This window comes from Microbacterium sp. 1154 (assembly GCF_031455375.1).
Classification (GTDB): domain Bacteria; phylum Actinomycetota; class Actinomycetes; order Actinomycetales; family Microbacteriaceae; genus Microbacterium.
The window spans coordinates 38160-59007 of record NZ_JAVDSN010000003.1; the positions used below are offsets into that span (position 1 = coordinate 38160).

Here is a 20848-nt window from a genome sequence, read left to right on the forward strand (position 1 = left end):
GAATCGCCCCGGCGCCCGCCCTCGAGAGGGTCGGACGCCGGGGCGTGTTTTCATGCGGGGCGCGTGTATCGAATGTTCAGCACGAACGATCCGGGGGTGGCAGTACCGCCGAAACCCCCGTACTGCGAGCCGACGGCGACGAGCCCGCGCGCGGCGCCCGTTCGGAACGCTTCACGTAGACCGCTCGGCAGCGCGATCTGTCCGGTGCCGCCCGATCCGATCGAACCCGAAGCTGCGGCCTCGAAAGGGCCGGCTGACGGCTCGCCCTGGGGGCGGCTGCCTGCAGCGGTACCCTGCACGGTGAGCACCGCACTGTTCCCGTCCGCGGTCTTCCGTGCGGTCAGAATGGCCTCGTCGATCGACACGGCTCCGAGGTTGGCGATCTGATCGCCGTAACCCGCGAACCCTCGCAGCTGCCCCGATCCGTAGGCCGACCCCTGGTAGATATCGCTCGCGCCGCCGTAGCGATCGGTGTTCCACTGATCCCAGCGCCCGGCCGACACACAGTAGGTTCCCGACGACTGCGGGCCTATGGATGCCGTGGCCGTGACGGTTGATCCGCCCGCGCTCGGGGGCGCCTCGACGGGCGGCGGGGCGGGCACGGTCGCCGGCCCGAGCGCGATCACCGGCAGCCCCCAGTCGTCGAGCAAGATCCATGCCGTCTGACCCACTGTGTATGTGCCGGCGACCGAGGGGACGGTCGACGTCTTCCCGTCGACTGTCACCGTCACACGGGTGCCGTTGACCGCTGCCACGGTGCCGAGCGTCGCGGGCGCGCCCGGCTCGATCGATCCGAGCACGAGCACCGGACGCGCCGACGTCGCATCGAACAGGACACGCACGGGCGCCGCCGGCACGTAGCGCCCGGCGACCGCCGGCAGCCACACGTCGCCGCCTCGAAGCGCGACACGCACACGCCGCCCGTCCACGTCGCGATCGATCACTGATCCCGTCGAGACGAGCGCCGTGTCGTCGTCGCGGCCTGGCCCCTGCGGCACCATCCGCTCGAGCGAGCCGAGCAGGTTCAGCGGACTGACGTCGATCACCCGGACACCCCCACGTCGATGCGCATGTCTCCCCCGTCGGCCGTCAACGGCAGATCCCACGCGGTGACCCAGCCCCACAGGGGCGTTTCATCCCCGCGGATCACGGCCACCGGATCATCGATCTCGAGACGCGGGTCGGGCGCGATGCGAACCGGCACCGCCTGAGCGGGGCGCGCCGCGTTGTCGAGCATGGTGCGCGCTGCAGCCTGAGCTTGCGACGCGTTCTCGAGCAGACTCGACGACCATTCCTTGACAACCACGCCGTAATCGCCGTTGATGCTCATCGGCCCCGAAGTGATCGCCGCGACCCCCTGCACGTCGGCCGTCGTCGAGCTTCCCGTCGTCGCGACGACTACGTTCGGAACACCCCCGCGAGAGTCCGACCGCGGGGCAGCGATGAGCGTTCCGCCCTCGCCGTCCCGCAGAGTGACGACCGGTTTCGGAACTTCGGGCAGCGGGGCGCGGAACGCGATCTGTCCCCACGCGTCCACCCGCAGCAGCGCCGGCCATGCGTCGGCGATCTCCTGCAGATTCTCGATCCGGCTGCGAGACCATGACATAGCCGGCGAGCACGGCCGGTCGACGAGCTTCGGGTCAAAGGACACGCCCATACCGGCCGGGGCGAGGCGGCGCGCCTCGCTTTTCAGGGTGCCGGTCGGCGAGGTGAGCGACAGCAGCTTGTCGTCGCGGGGTCGCGCCAGCAGCGATTCCGCTTTCACCGTGACTGTGCCGGCGTCGTCGTCATCCCAGTCTTTGACCTGGTAACGGCCGATCCGGGTTTCCCAGATCTCGCCCGTCACGACGGATTCGATGATCGTCGTCACGTCAAGCGTCTGCCCGTACCGCGCGAGCGCGTGCCCTGCATTCTTTCCGGGGCGCCAGTCCTGCACGTCTCCCCCGGGTGCCCCAGCTGCGAACCGGGGCACCGTCAGGGAGAGCTCTTCGATCACCTCTTGCGTCGCCTTGCCGGTGACGCGCCCGGCGACGATCGGAACCGTCGCGGCGAGCAGTCGGCCGCCGAGCCATGACGTGATCCGCGCACTGTAAAGAGGCGCTCCTGCGAGCACCTCGTCGGGTGGGCCGTTACGCATCCCGACCCCCTCTCAGAGCAGCGACCAATCGGCCGCGTCGAACTGATCCCACGTGGCGAAGAGCTCATCGAACGACCCGACCGGAACGACCGAACCGGCCGAGATGGTCGGCGCAGACACGTCCAGCTGATCGTTCGCGGCGACACCGGATGCCGCCATGCGCGCCCCCGAGGCGAGGCCGTTCACGCCAGCAGGCGCGACGGCTGTCACAGACACCTGCTGCCACTGCCCGGTGAGGGTGACGGGCGCACCGGTGACGACCGCCCCCGACGACCACTTCAGCAGCGCAGACGCCGAGCGCCCCGCTGTGCCCTTCACCCGCAGAGTCACCGTGTAGGTAGCCTGCGGCGTCACGGCGTCCCCGAGCGTCTTCGCGGCGGCCGTGTAGACCGACTCGACGACGTCGACCGCAGTCCCGGCAGCGGATGCCGTGGCACGGGCGAAGTTGGGCGTGAGGTATCCGCCTGCCGTGACGAGCGAGAGCGCGCCGTTCGCGGCCGCCCACCCTGCGAGGGACGGAAACAGCGAATGGTACGACCACACCCGATCCGCCATCGCGTCATCGAAGTCACGCCACGTGAACGCGATCAGAGCAGACGACGGCTGCGGGTCGCCGATCTCCCGGACCGTAAGCGAGAACCGCCGCCACGTGTCGAGCCCATCGGATATGAGCTCATCGCCCCAGTCGGTCACGATCCCGAGCACAACGGGTTTCAGGTCACGGATGCCAGGCGGCAGCCGACGCACGATCGGACGACCGGTGAGCAGAATCTGTTCCATCGCGGCCGAGTCGGCGCCCTGAGTATCGAACTGCCACGAGTACGAGAACGACCCCGGCACGTCGAGACGCGCCGCGGGGTCGCGGCGGCCGGCGATCTCGAATGTCGACGATCGCGTGTTCGACTTCCGCGCCTCGGTCAGAGACGCGATCTCCACGCCTGCCTTTTGCAGACCGTCGATCGTCTGCACGACGCCGACGCCGGGGCCGGCGTAGCTGACCGTCAGGGGCGCCGCGGCGTAGGTCACCCCGTCGACCACCGCCTGATAGGTGATGAGCGCGTTCAGCGCTGTGCGGCTGTCGATGAGCACCAGCTGCCCGCCCTGCGACACACCCGCACCGCCGGGGATCGTCCAGCGCGAACCGTCCGCGGTCGTGCCGACCACTTGGAACACTGCGCCCGCCGCGACCCCGCTCAGTGTGACCTGAGCGGGGCGCGGGTCGGCCGACGACAGCAGCGCCGCGGTGAGAGTTACCGGCATCCGCTCACACCCCCAGTGCTGTCTTGATCTGCGACTGCGCGCCCTTCACGATCAGCGGGTACACCGTCTGACCGATCAGCTGCGCGACCAATTCGAGATCCTCGCGGGCGAGACGGGTCGGCCCGCCGGGCGCCGAGGCCCGGCCGGATGCCGCAGCCTCGAGCGCCACCCGCTCCATGCGTATAGCGACCTTGTCTACGGGCTCGATGTACTCGCGCCCGCCGGGATTGTCGCCGACGACGGCGAGCATCGGCCCCATCGTCACGCCACCCGTCGCCAGGTAGGGCACCTGCGGCAGCGACACCCCGAACGACTGACCGCCGACCATCGGCACCCATGCCGGGATCGTGACCGAGATCCCGTTGATAGCCCGGATGGCCCCATTCACCAGGCCGATGATCGCGTTTATCGGACCGCGGACGGCATTGACCGCCCCGCTGAAAGCGTTCGAGATGAACCCCCCGATCGCACCGAACACGTTGCGGAACGCGTTTCCGACCATGTCGACCGCCCCCGAAATCGCGTTGAACACGGGCGAGATGATCGAGTTGTACACCCACTGCACAGCCTGACCGATCCCGTTTACCGCCGGCATGATGGCACTGTTCCACAGCCACGAGAACACCGAGCCGACGGCGTTCACCGCGGCCCCGATGGCAGCCCCGACCGGCACGACGACGTTCGCGTGCAGCCACGAGAAGACGCTGCCGACGTTGCGGATCACGTCAGCGACGAACTGACCGAAGGGGGCGAACACGTTCTGCCCTATCCAATTCAGCACGTCGCCGATGCCGCGAATGACAGCGTCGATGCCCTGCCCGACCGGAACGAACACGTTCTGATATAGCCACTGCAGCCCCTGCCCGATGAGATCGAACACCGGCATCGCGACGTTCTCCCACAGCCACACGATCACCGCGGCCCATAGGCCGATGTAAAGCATGATCCCGGTCACGACCGGCAGGATGATGTTCTGATACAGCCAGTTGAAGACGTCGCCGATCCCCTGCACGACGGTGGCGATAAAGCTCCCGATGGGGGCGAAGACGTTCGTTCCAAGCCACTCGAACGCGGCTCCGATCGCCGAGAAGACGGGCGACAAGACGTTGTCCCAGAGCCACGACCAGGCCGACCCGAGCCACGAAATGACGCTGTCCCAGTTCGACGCGAGCCAGATGATCCCCGCAACCAGCAGCACGACGGCCGCGATGATCCCGAGGATGATCCACGTAATAGGGGACGCGAGCCACGCCGCGTTACTTGCCCACTGCGCCGCCGTTTGAATTGCCTGCGCAGCAGCGAAGACCTTCATAGCGCCGCCCGCGAGGATCACCGCCCCCGCGAGAACGCCGACCACCGACGCGATCGCCGTTACGACCCCCTGATTCTCGCTCGCCCAGTCGGCGAATCCGCGAAGCACGCCCAGACCATCGGTCACCGTCGGCGCGAAGGATTCGCCGATCTCAGCGGCGGTCATCTGCAGGTCGCGGCGGATGGACTCCCACGAGCTCTTCATGTTCCCCGACGTGGTCTCGGCCATTTTCGCGGCCGACCCCGACACGTCGCCGAGGGCCGTATCGACGCCCGTCAGAGTCTCGAGGAACTGGGGGATCTCATTCACGCCGAGATCCTCGAGCGGCGTACCGAACAGGCCGATCGCAGCGTTCGCTCGCTTCACCGGATCTTCGATGCCGAGCAGCCCCTGCACTACCTGCTGGAACCCCTCTTTACCCTGCTCGCCGCCCGCGAGGATCTTCGCCGCCATATCGGACGCCGAGAGCCCCGCGGCCTCGTACGCCGCGACGGACGCGGCAGACATGTCGGTCGCGCGGATGCCAAATTCCTTGACCGCGTCGCCGGTCTTGTCGATCCCGTACATGCCCTTAGACGCCGACGCGAGCAGCGCGCCCATCGCGTCTTCGCCAGACATGCCGATCTGCTGAAAGAAAGGCCCGTACTCGTCGACCGCGTCGAGAATGTCCTCACGGACAGCCGGCGGCACCTTCTGCAGCGTCGCCGTCAGCAGATCGAGACCCTCCTCGGCCGAGGACGCGAGCCCCGTCGAGAGCATCTGCCCGACCACCTGCGAGACGCGATCAGCCTCGAGCTCGAACCCCGTCGATATGGTGAGCACTTCCTCAGTGATCCCCTGGATTTCCTCGGCCGATGCATCACGCATCCCACGAATACGGCCGTCGCCGCCTGCACCTCCTCGAGCGACCCACCGAAGGCGTTCGCGTAGGCGTTCGCGGCGGCTTCACCCGCCGCAGCGGCCTGCGGTTCGGTCAGCGCCAGCGTTCCCGCCAGCCGATCGACCCCCTCCTCGGCGTTGGCGAACGCGATCGTCGACCCAGCCGCCGCACCCGTGACGGCGAGCAGCGTCCCAGCCGCAAGCTTCGACCCCTGCTCGAGCGCATCGTTCCATGCGTCGAACTTCGCTTTCGACCGGTCGACCTTGTCGAGAGATTCGTCTTCGACGAGCAGTCGGATGATCAGATCCGTTGCGGACTTACCGGCCACTCAATCACCTCCGTTTTCTCAGACGCTCCAATTCGGCGGCGTCTTCCTCTTTTTGCTTGGCGATCGCGTCGCACGACAGGGCCAGCTGCGCCCACAGGTCGTAGGGCAACTCCCACAGACGGTCGGGGGTGAGCGCGGGCCAGTAGTCGTGACGGCAGATCAGCAGCGCACGGCGCATTACCTGCTCTTCGAGCCACGGCTCGCGCTCGTTCAGCGCCTCGAGCTCGGGCGACGCCTTCTCGGGCTGCCTGCGTCGCCCCCGCCCGTTACGGATTACTGAGGGTCCGGGGTCTCCTCACCCTCCGCCCCGGCATCGCGGTGGTCGCCGGGCTCGGCGAGCAGGTTGTCGATGCCGTCGAGATTGGCGCACGAGTCGAAGGTCACATCGTGGCCAGCGCGACGCAGGCTCGCGAAGATCGCGAACGCGGTCTGCATGCTCCCCGACTTCATCCGCTCGGCGTACTCCTTGCGGTTCCAGCCGGTTTCTTTCTCGACGGCCGCACCGTCCCAGAGATTGGGCTTCACGATCGGGATCGTCGAACCGTCGGCGAGCTTGATTTTTGCCATGCGCTTTTCTCCTAGGTGTCTTGGGCTGCGCGCGTGATGATCTCTTCGGTTGCGCGCAGCAGGTGTTCGCGCCCCTCGATGACGGGCGCGCGGAAGAACGGTTGTCCGGCCTGGTCGACGTACCGCTCGCGGTTGCCGAACGCGGGATGGCGGAACCGGCGCTTCTGCCAGAACTTCGCCTTGTTGAATCCGTCCGGCCCCTTCGGGCCGGTGGTCTTGAACTCGATCCCCTGCCGGGTCTTGCCGGCGACGATGCGGAACTTCAGGCCGGCCTTGATGGCGGCGCGCATACCCTTCGATTTGCCGCGCCGCGTGACGTCGCGATCCGAGTAGATGTTGACTTTCACGGCGTAGAACTTGCCCTTGCGCTTCGAGTGCACGAGCTTGTGCCGGAATCCGGTCTTCACCAGGCCGCGCGGTAGCGGGCCGTCCAGGATCGATTTCTGCGCGCTGATGACGGGCGCGCCGAGGCCGCGAAGTTCCCGCCGGACCGGCGTACGCACGGCCGGCGGGAACTCCCGCAGCTTCGAGATGAGGCGACGCAGCGACTCCGGGTCAGGGACGGCGCCCGTCGCCTGCTCGGTCACACCGTCGCGTCGAGCGTCCGGTACACGATGTACACCGGCTGCGGCGAGACACCGTCGTCGAAGGCCTCGAAGTCAATCGAGAGCTTGATCGCGCTACCACCGTCGGATGCCGGCACCTCGCCCTTCAACCGAATGGCCGGCAGGGCGATCTGCAGCATGGCCTTGTTGGCCCCCGAGATGGCGACGTTGTGCTCGAAGGTGAGCAGCAGCGACAGCGGCGTCTGCGCGAGGTACGCGTCGCGCAGCGTGTTGTCGGTGTACTCCGCGGTCATCTTGCCCGAGAGCTCGGGGAGACCGAGCAGCGGGGCGCGCGAGCGCAGACCCTTGCCGCCGAGGTTCCACCCGTCCGAGTCCAGCGAGCGCTTCACAGCGAAACTGAAATCGGCGATGTTCGCCGCGGGCGTTCCGGTCATCGACGCGGGCGCCGTGGCCGTGGGGGCCGTCAGCGTGCCGCCGACGACGATCCCGCCGTGCACGAACGTGAACAGCGAATCATCGGCCGGGTAGCTCGCAGCTGCAGCACCGAACGCGGTCAGCAGTTCGCGCGCCGTCACCGACAGCTTCGCCTCGACGAACCCGCCCTCCTTGGCGCTGAGCTCGATCGAGTCGAAGGCGCAGCCGGTGAAGGTGTGCGGGTAGGAGTTGACGCCGCCGAGGGTCGGCAGCACCTCCTGCAGCGTGAACGTCTGCACCGGATCGGTCGTACTGATCGTGTGCACCTGCTGGTACACGGCCGGCGTGGTCGACGGAACGACCGTGCTCACGACCGCGCCGAGCACGGCGTTCAGCCAGATACCGAACCCGCGGGTCGGCACGTCGAACGCCACATCTCCCGAGCCCTCGAACCGGCCGATCGCGTTCCGGTTCAGACGGTTGACGTTCTTCCCGGGGCGCAGCCCCTTCGACTGGATCGTCTTCACGTCGTACTTCATCTTCGCGTCGGACTCCGCGAACCGGGTCGGCGCGACGGCCGTGCCGTAGTTCGTCTCGCGGCCGATGCCGACCGTGAAGTCAAGCTGCGTCGTCACCCTCGGTCACCTCCTCGGGCTCGGGCTCCTCAGTGGGGGCGAGCGCCTCCGCCGTCGCGGCCTTCGCCGAGGCGTTGACCGGTTCGTAGTTCTCCACCTGACCGGCGAAGAGCGGCACGAGATCCTCGCGCACGTCGAATTCCTCACCCTCGGTGATCACGCGCCCCAGCGCGGGCACGTCGAGCGCACCGAGCGGGGACACGTTCTTGTATCGGGGCACAGCCTTTCCGGCCATAGCTCCCCCTTCCGTTGTTTGGTCGATCAGGTGGGGCGCACGCGGTGCGCGCACACGAACTCGGTTTGGATCTCGACGACGTATCCGCCGCCCTCGGGGTCTTGCACACCGGCCGTCGACATTGAGCCCGGCAGGCACCACAGAACGGCGCCCCCGAGCGTGATGTCGGTCTGTGTGATGTGGGTTTGGATCTCGGCGAGAATGCCGTATGCCGCATCGAACGCTGCGCGCCCGTCGGCCTCACGATTGCCGGATGCCGCGACCCACGCCCCTACAGAGATGCCGACGCGAATCGACTCGTCGAACTGTCGACGCGGGCCGATGTTCACGAGATCGGGGTCGACTGAGACGTCTTCCATCGCGACCCAGCGGGTAGCGAGGATCTCCGCGGGCGGCGCGTAGTAACGGTCGATGTCCACGCCGCGGTGCGCGGTCGCTGCCTCGACGGCCTCCCACACGCCGTCGCGCGCCGCGAGGATGCCGGTTGCCTGGCTGATCCCACTCACGCGCCGCCGCCGTAGAAGATGCGGGGCGGGAAGGGCGCGAGCCAGACGGCGACTTTCGCGGGCATCCCGACGCCCGCGGGCGCGGTCGGCTCGGCAGACTGACCGCGGGCGTTCGTGCCACCCTTGGTTTGGTTCCACATGAGCTTGCCCCACTCGCGGGCGCTCATCACGAACTCAGGCGGCAGCCCGGCGAGCGGCAGCTGATGCCGGTTGGGCTCGATGTGTCGGCCGGTCGCGCGATCGATCAGGCTGCAGACGGTAGCCGCAAAGAACGCGAGCTCGTCTTTCTCAGCTGCGATCTGTTCGACGCTCAGGCTGATCGCGTCGCCGAGCACCTCGCCCGTGATAGGCCAGTTTTTCGCCACGGGGATGACTCCTCTCGAGGACGGGAGGGCGCACCTTCTGGCACGCCCTCCCGTTCTGCGGTTACTCGGCGGGTGCCGCGTAACCGTTGGCGACGAGCGACTCGGCCTCGGCGGCCGGGAGGGTCACCGTGCGCCCGGCGCGCGGCCAGGGCTCGCCGTTGCGGAGACCCGAGATCGTGATGAGCATCACGATCTCGACGTCGCCCTCGGTCGGGATCTCCTCGTCCGTGTACGGCTCGCTCGTCGGCGTGGCCGCCTTCGATGCCGAGTCGGCGAGGACGGATGCCGCGGCGGCGACGTCGGCGACCGCCGGCCCCTGACCCTGCGTCGGGTCGACGTCGGCCTGCGCCTTGACGTCGACCGTCACCTCGGGCACGGTCTGCCCGGCCGGGGCTGCCGCGGTGTCACCCGCGGCGACGGCGACGAGCGGGGCCGGCTGGTCTGCCGACGTCTCGACCGCCGCGTCTTCGCGCACCTCGCCCGTCTCGGCGGGGACCGACTGCGTGTCGGCCTTCGCGGGGCGGCCCATCAGGACGCACCGCCCGCGAAGTGCTTGATGGCCGAGGCGTCCATGAGACGACCGTCGGCGCGCAGCAGGCCGCGGAACGCGACCTGGTCGGTGCCGAACAGGGCGTGGTCCGAGCGCTCGATGCGCAGGTTTCCGACGGTGCGCACCCAGTAGCGGGAGAAGTCACCGTAGAACAGCGACTTCGCACCGACGCCGACGCCCGCGATGAACGGGTCACGGAAGACGGGCGCGCCGAGCAGGGTCGACGGGGCGCCGTTCAGGCCGTTCGGCTCCCAGAGGTAGCGGCCCGATCCGTCCTTCTGCTTGCGGATGGATGCCACGGCCGAGTTGGACGCGACCCATGCGGCGTTCGCCTGGTAGGGCGCGAGCACCGATTCCTGCAGGTCGATCAGGTTGTCCCACGTCGGGGCGCCGCCGACGCCGGTCGCGCCGGTCACGCCGACGGTCGTCGCGTTTGCGATGCCCTGCGGGGCGCCGACGCCCGAGCCGGTCGCGAGATCCTGGCCCAGCAGGACCGAGATGTTCTCACCGATGAGCTTGTTGGTGAGCCCCTCGATGTCGATCAGCGAGTCCTGCACGAGCTCGGTCGAGATGCCGACGAACTCGCCGAACTTCTTGGAACCGAACGTGATCTGACCGAAGGTCGGATCGGTGCCGCCGATCTGCGTCTGCTCGGGGACCGCCGCGGCAGCGCCGAACGACGTCAGCCGGGGCAGGGTGACGGCGTCGCCCTTCTCGGTGACGAACACGTACGCGCCCGCGGCGAAGATGCCCGAGAACTGACGCAGGGGCTGGATCAGCTGCGCGAGGTAGGTCTGCCCCACCGTGTTGCCGCCGGCCAGGGCGGTACCCACCGACAGCGCGCGCGCCTCGGCGTGCATGATGGCGCGAACCTCGTTCGCGTCGGGGATGTAGTCGAGGAACTTCGTGTCCCCGTTCAGCACGCCGCGGATCTCGCTCGCGAACTGCGCGACGTCGGCCGCCGACCCGAAGGCCGAACGGTTGCCGAGGAGGTTGCCGGCGAAGTTCGCGGCGCGCTCCTCGATCGTGCGCTGCTGCACGAGCAGGGTCATGCGGTCGTCGTAGTCGTTGTAGGCGCGCTCGAGCGCCTCGAACTTCGTCCGCTCGTCGGCGGTCAGAGCCCGCTCGGCCGCGATGTCGGCGAGGGGCTTGCCCTCGTTCTCCCACGCCCGCTTCTGCTCTTCGGCGAGGGACTTGATTCGTTCCTGAATGCTGGTCATTCGGGTGTGTCCTTTCTCAGATCCCGCGCTTGCGGGGTCGGTTGGCGAGCGCGGGGTGCGTCTCGCGGGTCATGGCCGCGGCGCGCTTGGTCGCCTCGGCCTCCCACTCGCCGGGGGCGGCGGGGGAAGGGTGCAGCGACGCGCGCACGGCGTCGATGTCGACGGCGCTGCGCATCTGCGTGGTGGCCGCCCAGTAGGCGGGGTCGGCCACGGGTGCGACGTCGCTCAGCGTGGAGCGAGTCACTCGGCGCACGAGGCTGCCGGCGGCGTTCTCGCGCCACTCGACGTCGAGCGCGTGGAACGCGAACGACGAATGCCGGTAGTCGCCGCGCTTCGCGAGTGCGGCGACGTCGCGACCGGCGCCCGTGTCGGGCAGATCCACCTCGTACCGCACGCCGACGTCGTCGATGTACAGACGCAGCGTGCCGGCATCCGTGGTCCCGAGCAGCAGTCGACTGTCGTGCTCCGCTCGCGCGATCACACGCGTGTGCAGGGCCATGTCGACGCGGCCCTCGGCATCCGGTGCGCCGAACGCTTCTGGTGCGATCTCCTCGAACCAGCCGCCGAGATCGCGAGAGGGTGAGTCGAACACGACCGCGTAACCGGTCAGCACGCCCACACCTCCCGACCCCTCGGCCGCGGCTCGGAACTCGGTCGGCTTGTCGACGACCCGGCGCTCGAGCTCGGTCATTGCGTCCCCCCTTCGGGCATCTCGACGCGGGACGTCGAGTCAGATTCGGATTCGGATTTCGTGGTGGCGTACCAGGCCTGCCACTGCTCGATCTCGGTGTCATCGATGCCGCGGCGGCCGAGATCTCGACGCGCCTCGGCGAGCGTGAGCGTGCCGTTTTTCAGCTGCTCCGTGATCGACCGCATGAACTCGAGCAGGCCGGGCCGCTCGAGCCGTGACAGGTCGTAGGTCAGTTCCTGACCGAACGGGAGCACGTCGCTGAACGCGGCCTCCGCGCGCCCGGACACGCCGCCCAGCGTCTTGATGCGGAACAGGGTCGCGTCCATCTCGCGGTTCGAGTACGTGCGCGAGGAGCCGGCTTTGCCGCCGACCTCTTCGGGCGGGACGCCGAAGATAATCGCGATCTCGGTAGCGGATGCCTCGATGGTCTGCAGAAACTGGGCCTCTTCGGGCGAGACTGTGATTTTGCGGTAGTCCCACTCGCCCGGCAGGGCGACGGGCTTTCCCTCGGCGGCGGCGCGCACGAAATCGTCGCGCACCTCGGCGAGCACCTCGCCGCCGACCTTCGCCGTCTTCGCCTGCAGGATCGCGGGCGGCATCGACGATTGCTTGAACCAGCGGCGCCCATACTGCCGCGCCAGATCCGCCCACTCGAACGACGCCGCGAACGCCGAGATCGGCGACAGGCCGCGGACGGTACCGGCGCGCAGCTGCTCGCGCAGGTGCAGCAGGTTGCCGCCCTGCGACACCAGCTTCACCGGCACCCCGGCCACCCGGTATTTCGGGTCGAAGGGATTCGATTCGTCGATGGTCACGTGCTCGTCGGCGACCCACTGACAGAACCGGCGATCACTGTCGACGAGCCCGTACGCGTTGCCGCGTGTCTTCAGTTCGGCGACCATCTGCACCCGGGAATCCCAGACGGAGATCGTCGGCGACGGCTTCGACAGGATCAGCGGTGTCTCAACGATCTCTCGCTGACCGCCGCGCACCTCCGTGACGGTCACCGTCGCCTGCGCCCACTGATCGGTGATGTAGCGAATGGCCGCGTAGGTTGCGGCCTGCCGCATCGCCCCGCCGCGGCCGAGCGACTGCCAGGCCGGGCCGAACACGTCAGACGCCGAGATGTCTCGCGTCTCAGCCTCTCGGGTGAACAGGCTCACGATCGCCGCCGCACCGGCAGCGGGTGCACGATCAGCAGCACCGCGATACCCGCGATGATGAGCGCAACCGGCAGCGACCACATCGCCACCCCGACGACGATCAGCAGCACGCCGAGCGCCTCGAGCAGATCGTCGCGGAACGTCGCGAGGAACGATCGCAGCACCGCCCATGCGGCAGCGAGCGCCGCGCGCGGCTTCATTCGGTCGGTCATCCGGCCTCCTTTGTCGTGCCGTTCGCGGCGCGAAACGCTGCGATCGGGTCGTATGCGAGATCCGGCAGGAGCTCGGCGAGCATCTGCCGTGCGTAAGTGATGGCGACGAGCGCGGAAACGGGGCGCATCGACTTGCCCCTGATCCACTTCCACCCGGCATCCGTGGCCTTCGTGCTCGCGGATTTCAGCGCCTCGGTGAGCTCGTCTTGCCCGAGGTGCACGACGTCGTGATTCAGCACGGCGTCGAGCAGGCCGGGGCCGGCGACGGCGATGTTCGCAGCCGTCATCACACGGGCGTCGATACCCGCCTCGAGCAGCTTCGGCAGCAGGAACCCGGCCGCGCGGTGCTCGAGGTAGACCGGCCCGGGCGCCTCGCGCACCAGGTCGACGATGCCGGGCACGCCGTCTTCGCCGAGGGTCGGGTCGCCGTCGAGAATCCAGTCGGTGCCGGGCGCGTCGGCCAGCACTTCCAAGTGCACCTTCGTGTCAGTGCGGATGCCGGCGACAGCGATCGACGCCCACGCCGATTCGGGCGCCACGTCGATGACGTACACGACCTCGTCGCGCGCCACCTCCGAGCCCGGGTCGACGACAGCCTCGTGCTCCCACCGTTCTTTCGGGATCTTCCACGCGAGCTCTAGGTCGTCCTGCCACCAGTTCAGGAACGGCCGCAGGAACCCTCCCTGCATCGACTCTCGGAACGCGGCGATCTTCGTCTGATTCGTCGTGTAGCCGAGCGCGGGCATGCACGACCACCAGGTGACCGGGTCGTCGGGATCGGCCTTTGGGTCAGCCGAGTATTCGATGTAGAGGGACCGCATCCGCTGCGCGTTGAGCAGCGACGGATCGGCGCGGAGTAGCTCGACGCGGGATCGCCCCGCCTCGGCTTTCTTCCACAGGAACGGCGACTTCGTCTTGCTGTATCCGACGGTCGAAATCCACATCGACTGTGCGTCGTCGACCGCCGTCGTCGCCGGCATCAACGCCGCCTCGAGACGGTCGTCCTTCTGCGCGAATATCTCATCGCCGATCGTGAGGCCGAGCGTGCCACCGTGGCCGGCGTCTTCCGTCGGCGCGTCAATCGCCCACTTCGAACCGTTGCGGAACCGCATCGACTCCGACCCGTTCGACAGGTGCAGAGTGTTGCCCCGCCGGTTCGGCCGCAGCTGCGACTTGAACACTGACGCCGCGATGCGGTGGTGGTGTTCCTCCTCGAGCTTCTCGAGCGCCTTGTCGCGGGTCTGCGCGATGTACAGCAGGTACTGCCGATCGGGCCACATCAGCATCCGGTGAACGCCCCACGGGATCACCAGGGACGACTTGCCCGATTGCCGGGGCACGATGATGACGATCTCCGAGTACCACAGCAGGCCCGTAGCCGGATCGATCTCGAAGGCGGTCTCGAGGATCTCGCGCTGCCACGGCATCGGCTCCCAGCCGAGCAACCGCATGCACCCGATCACCTCGGACGCGATCGTTCGCCGAGCAGGGTTACGGGGCGTCGCCCATCTCGGCACCGTCTCCGTCATCCCGGCCGGCATTCCTGATCGCTTCCACGATGTCGGCACTCGAACCCCCCTCGTCATCCGTGAGATCGGCGAGCACCTTGCGCAGCGCCTCGACGGTCGACGCGTAGTAGCGAGCGTTCTTCGGGTCATCGAGTGCGCGAGCACCGCGGAAGATCAGTTCGTGGCGCAGACGCGTCGCCTTGTCGGGCGCCTCGGGCAGCGCGTCGCGAGCGGCCCGCTCGATTGGCGCGTCAGCCTCGAGCAGGTCGAGAAGTTCGAGCGCGTCGAGAGAGCCGCGGTGAATCCACCCGGCATCCCGGATCGCGGCGGCGGCGACGATCGACGCCGTCGCCGAATCGCCGCTCGCATCCCATAGCGCATCGTCGATCAGCTGCGCGAGCTCGTCGCCGAGCGCGGGCCGACGAACCGACAGAGCGGATCGCACCTGGTCGTCGAAGTCAGGCGCCCCGACGGACACGATGACCGGACCCGTCGGGCGGGCCCGCTCGACGGGTCGCTCCTCGGTATTGGTTGTAGGGCGCTTTTCGCGTGTAGGGCGCGCCCTCACTTGGGGTGCGGGCACCGCCTTGGCGACCGGTTCGCCACCCGCGGCGGCGCGCTTGCGCTCCCGGTACTCGGCCTGGTCTTTCGTCTTCCACGCACGGCACGAATCGCACCGACAACCCGCGCGATATCGCGGCCGGGTGCCGTGCTCGGGGGTCTTCGCCACCACGGCGCACACCTCCGCTCTGCGCCCCTTTGACGCGTCGAGCCGAAGGCACGCATCGCAGCGTGACCCGAGGCCTGTTCGGCCGCGCACGGCCCCCTCCGCGCCCTACACGCCCTACACCCGCACGCCGAATGAACCGGGGAGAGGGATTTGGGAGCGGGGCGAGGGTCGGGAGCAGTGCCGGGGGGTGTAAAAAAGCGATCGAAAACCGGCGGGTGCCGACGGCGCGCCGGCGCTCATGGCTCGCGGGATGCCGTCGACACTCGTCAGGCTTCGATTAGTTCACGTCATCAGCGGCTCGGTCACGACGACCAGCATTCGCCCAGCGTGACGAGCGGGTACCACGCGGCACCCGGGGCGTGCGGTCCCGCCTACCCGAGTTGCACCCATAGTGAGCAGGCCGCAAGTTCCACAGATCCCACGTGCCGCCATCCTTCGCCGCCTTCACGTGATCAAGCGACGGACCGAGCGAATGCCAAGGACGCAGCCCGTACCGGATCGGCCCCCGTGCCCCACGGCACAGCCAGCACTGCGGCGTGTCCACCTCCGGCACCACGATCGCCAACAGGCGCGCGTACTCCGAAGCGCTGAGCTTCTCGGCGTAGTGAGGCATGGCATGCCCCCGTTCATTCACTCAATCGGTAGGTGCTTCACCCTCCGATTCCAGGAAAAACTTTGGAGTGGGCGGAATGAAACGCTCACGGTCCCACGCGGCGTCGCCCTGGTCACGAAAGTCGTCAGCAGGTATCTGCCCGTCGCGCCACGCGTTCAGCCGGAAGAGCACGCTCGCCCCCACGGCAGCCCGGAACGCGCTCTCCTCCTCCGTGTAAGGGCGGTCCTCCGGCACGACCGAGTTGGCCCTCATCATCTGCCGGAACCACCAGTTACCGACTTCCCCGGTCGCCTCGATGGCATGAAGGGCGATCACCTCTCGGGTCACCTCGACGATCTCAGCTTCTACATCGTGCTTCAGCTCCGCGGGTGTGCTCATCGAACGGACGGCTATCGTCGTGGCGCTCTTCACCGCTTCGGCACGGGCTTCTGCTTCTTTGTCAGCCCGAGCACGCTTGCGCGTGAACATCTCTGAAACCTGCGACAGTACGAAACCCAGCACCACCGACACGACCGCTACCGCCGCCGTCACCCACGGCTCAGCCGGGTCGCCGGCCAGCGCGTCCACAATCTGCTGCACTTGTTCGTCGGTCATGCGCTCACCATAGCGACGAGTGTCCGAACCTCGGCGTACCGTCCCCCACATGGACCCACGACGCGGCGCAAGCCTCGGCACCGTCAACACCGAGCACGAGCTCGCCTACCTCCGAGCAGGCAGCGACCCACCCTGGGAGCGCCCACACCGCGACGGTCTCGATATCACCGACACCCCCGAGATGTGGACGCCCTATCAGCGTGAACGCCGCCTAACCTTCGAGGCCCGCGTCGCCGACTACCGGCAACGCGGCCTCGTATGAAGTCACCCCTTCAACCCGAACGCGTTCGTCAGCACAGCCAAGGCGAAGCCGATCGGAAGCGCGAGCGCCGCCGTTATTATCCCAACCTTGAGATTCGCTCTCGCGTCGATCCGGCGAGCGTGGGTCTCCGCACGGGTCTCCATCCGAATGCGATGCCGCGACTGCCTCGCCTTCTCCGTCTGCGCGAGTTTGTAACTCCATTGCCCCGCCTTGACCATGACGACGCCGCTCACGATCCACCCAAGCAGCACGCCCGGGAGGGGGACAGGGGTAACCAGCATTAGCCACACCCATAGGGCCACGACGAGAACCGCCCCCACCACCGGCAGTGAGGGCGCGAAGCGAAGCGGACGCCATATCGGCTGACCGTTGCTCAGGATGATGTCTTCGAGTTCCCTCCTGAGTTCGATCCAGTCGCCGACACCCTCTCTGCTAGTCGTGATCGCATAGCCGAGGCCATTGCTGAATGACATTCGCGCGTGAAACGCGCCACGCGTGACGGTGATAATCATCGTGTTGCGATCGTATGCAGACAGCGTGTCGAGGCTCTCCGGCGGCACGATCTCTCCGCTTCCGACGGCGAACGTGGAACGCTTTAAGTAGGTCACGACGGCGGGACCTTCATCCGGCACGACCTCGGCGTCGAGCAGCGTCTTCGCCCGCGCCGCCAATTCCCTCACCGTATCCATATCGACGATTGTCGGCCGGATGCTGAATTGATCCCTCGGAGGGCCGTAAAGAAGGTCGACGAAGAACATGCGGCACAGACTACGGCTTCTCTACCCTTCACCCTGCGAGCCGAACTGCATACGAGACTTCGGAGGCCTGTGTGACCAACTGTCTACAACGCGAATCCCTCCGACGACCGCTCAGCCGTGGACACCGCCTCGAGCAGCGCAGCACGATCACCACCATCGGCCACGTACTGCGCCGCCATCTGTGCCACCTGCTCGGGAGCGCGGGCGAGGCGGGCGCGTCGCTCCTGCTCAGCGAGCACCGCGTTCAGGTGGTACGCGAGCTCCTCGTCGCTCAGGTCGTGAAGATCCATGTTCGCTCCTTACGCGCTGGGAACTGATCCGTCAGCCGTACCGGGCAGACTCGTCGGCCATGCCTGTTCGGTCAGGTAGGTGAATGAGCCGTAACGCCCGCTCCCCGTGGGGAGGTTTATGTCACCATTCCCCCAGACGGTCGCGGTGTTCGGCGAGTAGCCCACGGGGTACACCGCCGCGCTCGTGGTTCGGAACCCGACCGGGATCAGACCCGCCACGGTGGGCGCGCCCGAAGGCACCGTGACGTTGTCCAGGGTCACGGTCACGTGCCGCCCGTAGCGCGAGATGAGCACCCGACCAGCGGTCACCGAGGCACCGAACAGGCTCGTTATGTCGCGGCGACCGGTGTCGCCGAAAATGAGTTGATCGCGGCCCGCAGTGTCATCCCACAGGTAGATCGCGCGCCCCGCGGTCAGATCTACCCGCGGAGACGCAAACACGGCCCACGCGCCCCATCCGCCGCCGGTCTGCGTTCGCATGTAGAACCGGCGAGCGTCAGAGCTCAGCGCGTTGTGCTTGATCGCGATCTGGGTAACAGCGTTGGACGCGCGAGGGAGCGTCTCGAACGTTCCCACGAAGTTCTCATACGGCGCTCCTTGCGCCACGGCCGCGCCCCACGTGATCCGGTACACCCCGGGGTTGGTCAGGGTGTCCAGGCTCGTGTTCGCGGCGGGCGTCGTGCCGCCGAAGTTCGTCGTCTGGGCGGCGTCGCGCGCCGCCTCGGCTGCGGTCTTCGCCGTCTCAGCCCCGGTCCGCGCGGCCTCCGCACCCGTTCGTGCCGTCTCAGCGCCCGTGCGGGCCGTGCCGGCGGCGTTCTCGGAGCCCTGCGCCGCGGCAGCAGACCCCGCCGCGCTGAACGCCGAGGTGCCGGCGCGGTCAGCGTCCGTGTTCGCCTTCCCCGCCGAGGTAGCCGCGGCATCCCGGGCGGCGACGATCCCCTGCGAGGCGAGCACCGCGACACCGGCGGCTTCGCCCGCGTCGCCGGCAGCGTCGCCGGCAGCGGATGCCGCCCCGATCGCGCTACCGGCGGCCGACGACGCCACGTCCGCGGCAGACACGGCGCGTCCCTCGGCGGCCTCGGCGCGCTGCACCAGCACCATCGACACCGCAGAGCCGTCTTCGCCCTTATCGCCGCGCGGGGCCGCGTACACCGAGATATCGACGTCCGACTGCACCACACGCGTCTTCTGCGACGGGCCAACCGGGATCGACGAGCCGACGGCCGCGCCGACCGAACCGTGCAGGAACGTGCGGCGACCGCCCGCGAGCGTGCCCGACAGCGTCACCTCATCGCCCCACTCGGCGTCGGCGGTCTGCTCGGGCGTGAACGTCATCGCGAGACGACCCTCGCCCGAACGCGACGCATCCACCACGCCCACGTGCTCGGCGAGACGCGCCTCGAACACCCACGCAGACAGGTCGACCGGTGCCTGCGTCGTCATCGAGCGCACGTGCACCTCACGGAACCACGTATCCCCCGGGTACAGGTGCACCCCGACGACGAGAGGCTCGACAGGCGACGACTCGAACAGTTGCGCGGACACGGCGCCCCCTCTCAGTAGTGCGCGGGACCGCGCAGCACGGTGGACGCGCGCTGAGCACGCTCCACCGACGACACCGCCACCTCGGGCGGATCTGCCTGCTGCACGACGAGCGCCTCGACGGGCGGCGTCATGCGAGGCGGGTCAGGGACGATCGCGAACGACACGACGTCGTCGAACGATCCGGTCACGACGTCACACCCGACGTCAGGTAGGTCTCGAACGTGCCCGCCGTCGTCACGATCGAATCGGCCGAGTCGCCGAGGTTGCGGACCTCGAGCGCCTTCGAGAGAGCGAACGAGCGCACCGGGTCGAGCTCAGCCATTAGTCGACGCCGCCGACTGCACCCGCGGCCCCTCGTAGATCGACGTCGCGACGTTCGGCTCGAACGTCTCGATCAGACCGCGAGTAAGCGGGACCGTGACGAGCACGACGTCGAACGTGAACCCGCGCATCGCGGTAGCCAGACGGAAGACGTCGATGGTGACCGGCGTCGGCGCGAAGCGCGCCCGCACGTCGTCGAGCGAGGGGACGTCGCCATACGGGGCGAAGATCGCCACCCGAAGACCGCCCAACCGCAGCAGCGGCTTACCCGTGCGCAACCTCTCGAGCGCATTCGTCAGCCCCGTCGCATCCGAAGTGATCGGCACCACGAGATCCGCCACTGGGGCGGTCGAGAGCGTGCCGGCGTTCACCATCTGCAGCGCACCGACCAGGATCGACGCGAGCACCGTCGCCACCTGCAGCATGAGAGACGACGTCGACTCGGACCACAGCGAAAACGTGACACCGACGATGCCGATCGCGCCGCCGAGCGAGTAGATCACGCCGCGGCCGGTTGTGTTCAGCCACGTGAACCGGTCACCCGGGCGCAGCAGGAACAGGCCCAGCGCGCCCTGCAGCGCGAGCAGGCCCGACGCCGACAGGTCGAGCAGCGCCGACGACTGCACGTCGGTCACCGCGCCGAGGATGACGAGCAGCGACGTCGCCGATGCGACCAGCGCCTGCAGCGCCTGCCGCCGAGCATCCGTGAACCAGCCCGCAACGCGGGTCAGGAAAGCCTTCATCCGTTCGTCTCCTCTTCGTCTTCGTCGGGCTCGAGCGTCTGCCACAGGCGGTCGTCGACCGCCGCGAGCTCCTCGTACTTCACGTACAGACCGGCCACGCCCTCTTCGAGACGATCGGCCGTCTCGCCGAGCTCGGACACGCGCGCCTCTGTGCGGCGAACCGAGTCGTTCAGGCTCGTGCCCGAGTTGGGGTGCAGTTCGTGGTGCACCGCCGCCATCGCGGCATCCGTACGCTCGATGAACGCCGGCAGCCCCTTGACGCTGTCCAGCACCTGCGCGGCCGTGATCACCCCGCGCGCGAACGCGACCACACCGGCCGGGATCGTCTTCACGACCGGCCACACGCGCTTCACGAACAGCCACACCGCGACGATCGCGCCGACGATGATCGACACCCCGGCCGCGATCTCCTCGAGCCCGAGGGCGGCCAGAATGTCGACCAT

Annotated in this window: 28 protein-coding genes; 1 reads left to right on the forward strand and 27 read right to left on the reverse strand. The window is 68.1% G+C overall.

Annotated features, from left to right (window positions below; translation table 11 throughout):
• Positions 1 to 50 precede the first annotated feature (50 nt).
• The 20 genes from J2X55_RS11805 to J2X55_RS11900 all read right to left on the reverse strand — a co-directional run bounded on the left by J2X55_RS11805 (position 51) and on the right by J2X55_RS11900 (position 16486).
• The gene (locus tag J2X55_RS11805; RefSeq protein ID WP_309823606.1) at positions 51 to 1046 is read right to left on the reverse strand and encodes a hypothetical protein; all 996 of its coding nucleotides are present in this window, start codon (positions 1044 to 1046) and stop codon (positions 51 to 53) included.
• A complete protein-coding gene (locus J2X55_RS11810) occupies positions 1043 to 2113 on the reverse strand; it encodes a hypothetical protein (protein WP_309823607.1) in 1071 nt (356 codons plus the stop codon). The genes J2X55_RS11805 and J2X55_RS11810 overlap by 4 nt, the downstream gene beginning before the upstream one ends.
• A gap of 36 nt (positions 2114 to 2149) precedes the next feature.
• Positions 2150 to 3397: a hypothetical protein gene (locus J2X55_RS11815; RefSeq protein WP_309823608.1), complete on the reverse strand. Its 1248-nt coding sequence runs from the start codon at positions 3395 to 3397 to the stop codon at positions 2150 to 2152.
• Positions 3398 to 3401: 4 nt separating this feature from the next.
• Positions 3402 to 5531: a phage tail tape measure protein gene (locus J2X55_RS11820; RefSeq protein WP_309823609.1), complete on the reverse strand. Its 2130-nt coding sequence runs from the start codon at positions 5529 to 5531 to the stop codon at positions 3402 to 3404.
• Entirely contained in the window at positions 5417 to 5917 is a 501-nt protein-coding gene (locus J2X55_RS11825) for a hypothetical protein (protein WP_309823610.1), read from the reverse strand. The genes J2X55_RS11820 and J2X55_RS11825 overlap by 115 nt, the downstream gene beginning before the upstream one ends.
• 4 nt (positions 5918 to 5921) lie before the next feature.
• Positions 5922 to 6095, reverse strand: coding sequence for a hypothetical protein (locus J2X55_RS11830; protein ID WP_181904596.1), 174 nt, complete (start codon positions 6093 to 6095; stop codon positions 5922 to 5924).
• 95 nt (positions 6096 to 6190) lie between these two features.
• Positions 6191 to 6484 carry a hypothetical protein gene (locus J2X55_RS11835; protein ID WP_309823611.1) on the reverse strand — a complete coding sequence of 98 codons (294 nt, stop codon included), beginning with the start codon at positions 6482 to 6484 and terminating at the stop codon, positions 6191 to 6193.
• Between the two features lie 11 nt (positions 6485 to 6495).
• Entirely contained in the window at positions 6496 to 7071 is a 576-nt protein-coding gene (locus tag J2X55_RS11840) for a hypothetical protein (protein ID WP_309823612.1), read from the reverse strand.
• Positions 7068 to 8099, reverse strand: coding sequence for a phage tail tube protein (locus J2X55_RS11845; RefSeq protein WP_309823613.1), 1032 nt, complete (start codon positions 8097 to 8099; stop codon positions 7068 to 7070). The genes J2X55_RS11840 and J2X55_RS11845 overlap by 4 nt, the downstream gene beginning before the upstream one ends.
• On the reverse strand, positions 8083 to 8334 hold the full coding sequence (locus tag J2X55_RS11850) for a hypothetical protein (protein ID WP_309823614.1): 252 nt from the start codon (positions 8332 to 8334) through the stop codon (positions 8083 to 8085). The genes J2X55_RS11845 and J2X55_RS11850 overlap by 17 nt, the downstream gene beginning before the upstream one ends.
• A 26-nt stretch (positions 8335 to 8360) precedes the next feature.
• Positions 8361 to 8840 carry a hypothetical protein gene (locus J2X55_RS11855; protein ID WP_309823616.1) on the reverse strand — a complete coding sequence of 160 codons (480 nt, stop codon included), beginning with the start codon at positions 8838 to 8840 and terminating at the stop codon, positions 8361 to 8363.
• The gene (locus J2X55_RS11860; RefSeq protein WP_309823618.1) at positions 8837 to 9205 is read right to left on the reverse strand and encodes a hypothetical protein; all 369 of its coding nucleotides are present in this window, start codon (positions 9203 to 9205) and stop codon (positions 8837 to 8839) included. The genes J2X55_RS11855 and J2X55_RS11860 overlap by 4 nt, the downstream gene beginning before the upstream one ends.
• 61 nt (positions 9206 to 9266) lie before the next feature.
• A complete protein-coding gene (locus tag J2X55_RS11865) occupies positions 9267 to 9734 on the reverse strand; it encodes a hypothetical protein (RefSeq protein WP_309823619.1) in 468 nt (155 codons plus the stop codon).
• Complete coding sequence (locus J2X55_RS11870) at positions 9734 to 10975, reverse strand: phage major capsid protein (protein WP_309823621.1); 1242 nt, start codon at positions 10973 to 10975, stop codon at positions 9734 to 9736. Before J2X55_RS11870 ends, J2X55_RS11865 begins: the two co-directional genes overlap by 1 nt.
• 16 nt (positions 10976 to 10991) lie before the next feature.
• Entirely contained in the window at positions 10992 to 11666 is a 675-nt protein-coding gene (locus J2X55_RS11875; RefSeq protein WP_309823623.1) for an HK97 family phage prohead protease, read from the reverse strand.
• Positions 11663 to 12829 carry a phage portal protein gene (locus J2X55_RS11880; RefSeq protein WP_309823624.1) on the reverse strand — a complete coding sequence of 389 codons (1167 nt, stop codon included), beginning with the start codon at positions 12827 to 12829 and terminating at the stop codon, positions 11663 to 11665. Before J2X55_RS11880 ends, J2X55_RS11875 begins: the two co-directional genes overlap by 4 nt.
• Positions 12826 to 13041 carry a hypothetical protein gene (locus J2X55_RS11885; RefSeq protein WP_309823626.1) on the reverse strand — a complete coding sequence of 72 codons (216 nt, stop codon included), beginning with the start codon at positions 13039 to 13041 and terminating at the stop codon, positions 12826 to 12828. The genes J2X55_RS11880 and J2X55_RS11885 overlap by 4 nt, the downstream gene beginning before the upstream one ends.
• A complete protein-coding gene (locus J2X55_RS11890; protein WP_309823628.1) occupies positions 13038 to 14492 on the reverse strand; it encodes a hypothetical protein in 1455 nt (484 codons plus the stop codon). The genes J2X55_RS11885 and J2X55_RS11890 overlap by 4 nt, the downstream gene beginning before the upstream one ends.
• A gap of 40 nt (positions 14493 to 14532) precedes the next feature.
• Positions 14533 to 15027, reverse strand: coding sequence for a hypothetical protein (locus J2X55_RS11895; RefSeq protein WP_309823629.1), 495 nt, complete (start codon positions 15025 to 15027; stop codon positions 14533 to 14535).
• A gap of 886 nt (positions 15028 to 15913) precedes the next feature.
• Entirely contained in the window at positions 15914 to 16486 is a 573-nt protein-coding gene (locus tag J2X55_RS11900; protein ID WP_309823630.1) for a hypothetical protein, read from the reverse strand.
• A 49-nt stretch (positions 16487 to 16535) separates the two neighbouring features.
• Between J2X55_RS11900 and J2X55_RS11905 the strand changes: the two genes are divergently transcribed.
• Positions 16536 to 16748, forward strand: a complete 213-nt coding sequence (locus J2X55_RS11905; RefSeq protein ID WP_309823631.1) for a hypothetical protein — start codon at positions 16536 to 16538, stop codon at positions 16746 to 16748.
• Between the two features lie 2 nt (positions 16749 to 16750).
• Here J2X55_RS11905 and J2X55_RS11910 read toward each other — a convergent pair whose 3' ends face one another.
• The 7 genes from J2X55_RS11910 to J2X55_RS11940 form a co-directional block, all read right to left on the reverse strand.
• A complete protein-coding gene (locus J2X55_RS11910) occupies positions 16751 to 17506 on the reverse strand; it encodes a hypothetical protein (protein ID WP_309823632.1) in 756 nt (251 codons plus the stop codon).
• An 83-nt stretch (positions 17507 to 17589) separates the two neighbouring features.
• A complete protein-coding gene (locus tag J2X55_RS11915) occupies positions 17590 to 17796 on the reverse strand; it encodes a hypothetical protein (protein ID WP_309823634.1) in 207 nt (68 codons plus the stop codon).
• A gap of 9 nt (positions 17797 to 17805) precedes the next feature.
• The gene (locus J2X55_RS11920; RefSeq protein WP_309823636.1) at positions 17806 to 19341 is read right to left on the reverse strand and encodes a pyocin knob domain-containing protein; all 1536 of its coding nucleotides are present in this window, start codon (positions 19339 to 19341) and stop codon (positions 17806 to 17808) included.
• 11 nt (positions 19342 to 19352) lie between these two features.
• Positions 19353 to 19529, reverse strand: coding sequence for a hypothetical protein (locus J2X55_RS11925; protein ID WP_309823637.1), 177 nt, complete (start codon positions 19527 to 19529; stop codon positions 19353 to 19355).
• The gene (locus J2X55_RS11930; protein WP_309823639.1) at positions 19526 to 19663 is read right to left on the reverse strand and encodes a hypothetical protein; all 138 of its coding nucleotides are present in this window, start codon (positions 19661 to 19663) and stop codon (positions 19526 to 19528) included. Before J2X55_RS11930 ends, J2X55_RS11925 begins: the two co-directional genes overlap by 4 nt.
• The gene (locus J2X55_RS11935) at positions 19656 to 20405 is read right to left on the reverse strand and encodes a hypothetical protein (protein ID WP_309823640.1); all 750 of its coding nucleotides are present in this window, start codon (positions 20403 to 20405) and stop codon (positions 19656 to 19658) included. The genes J2X55_RS11930 and J2X55_RS11935 overlap by 8 nt, the downstream gene beginning before the upstream one ends.
• The gene (locus J2X55_RS11940) at positions 20402 to 20848 is read right to left on the reverse strand and encodes a hypothetical protein (protein WP_309823641.1); all 447 of its coding nucleotides are present in this window, start codon (positions 20846 to 20848) and stop codon (positions 20402 to 20404) included. Before J2X55_RS11940 ends, J2X55_RS11935 begins: the two co-directional genes overlap by 4 nt.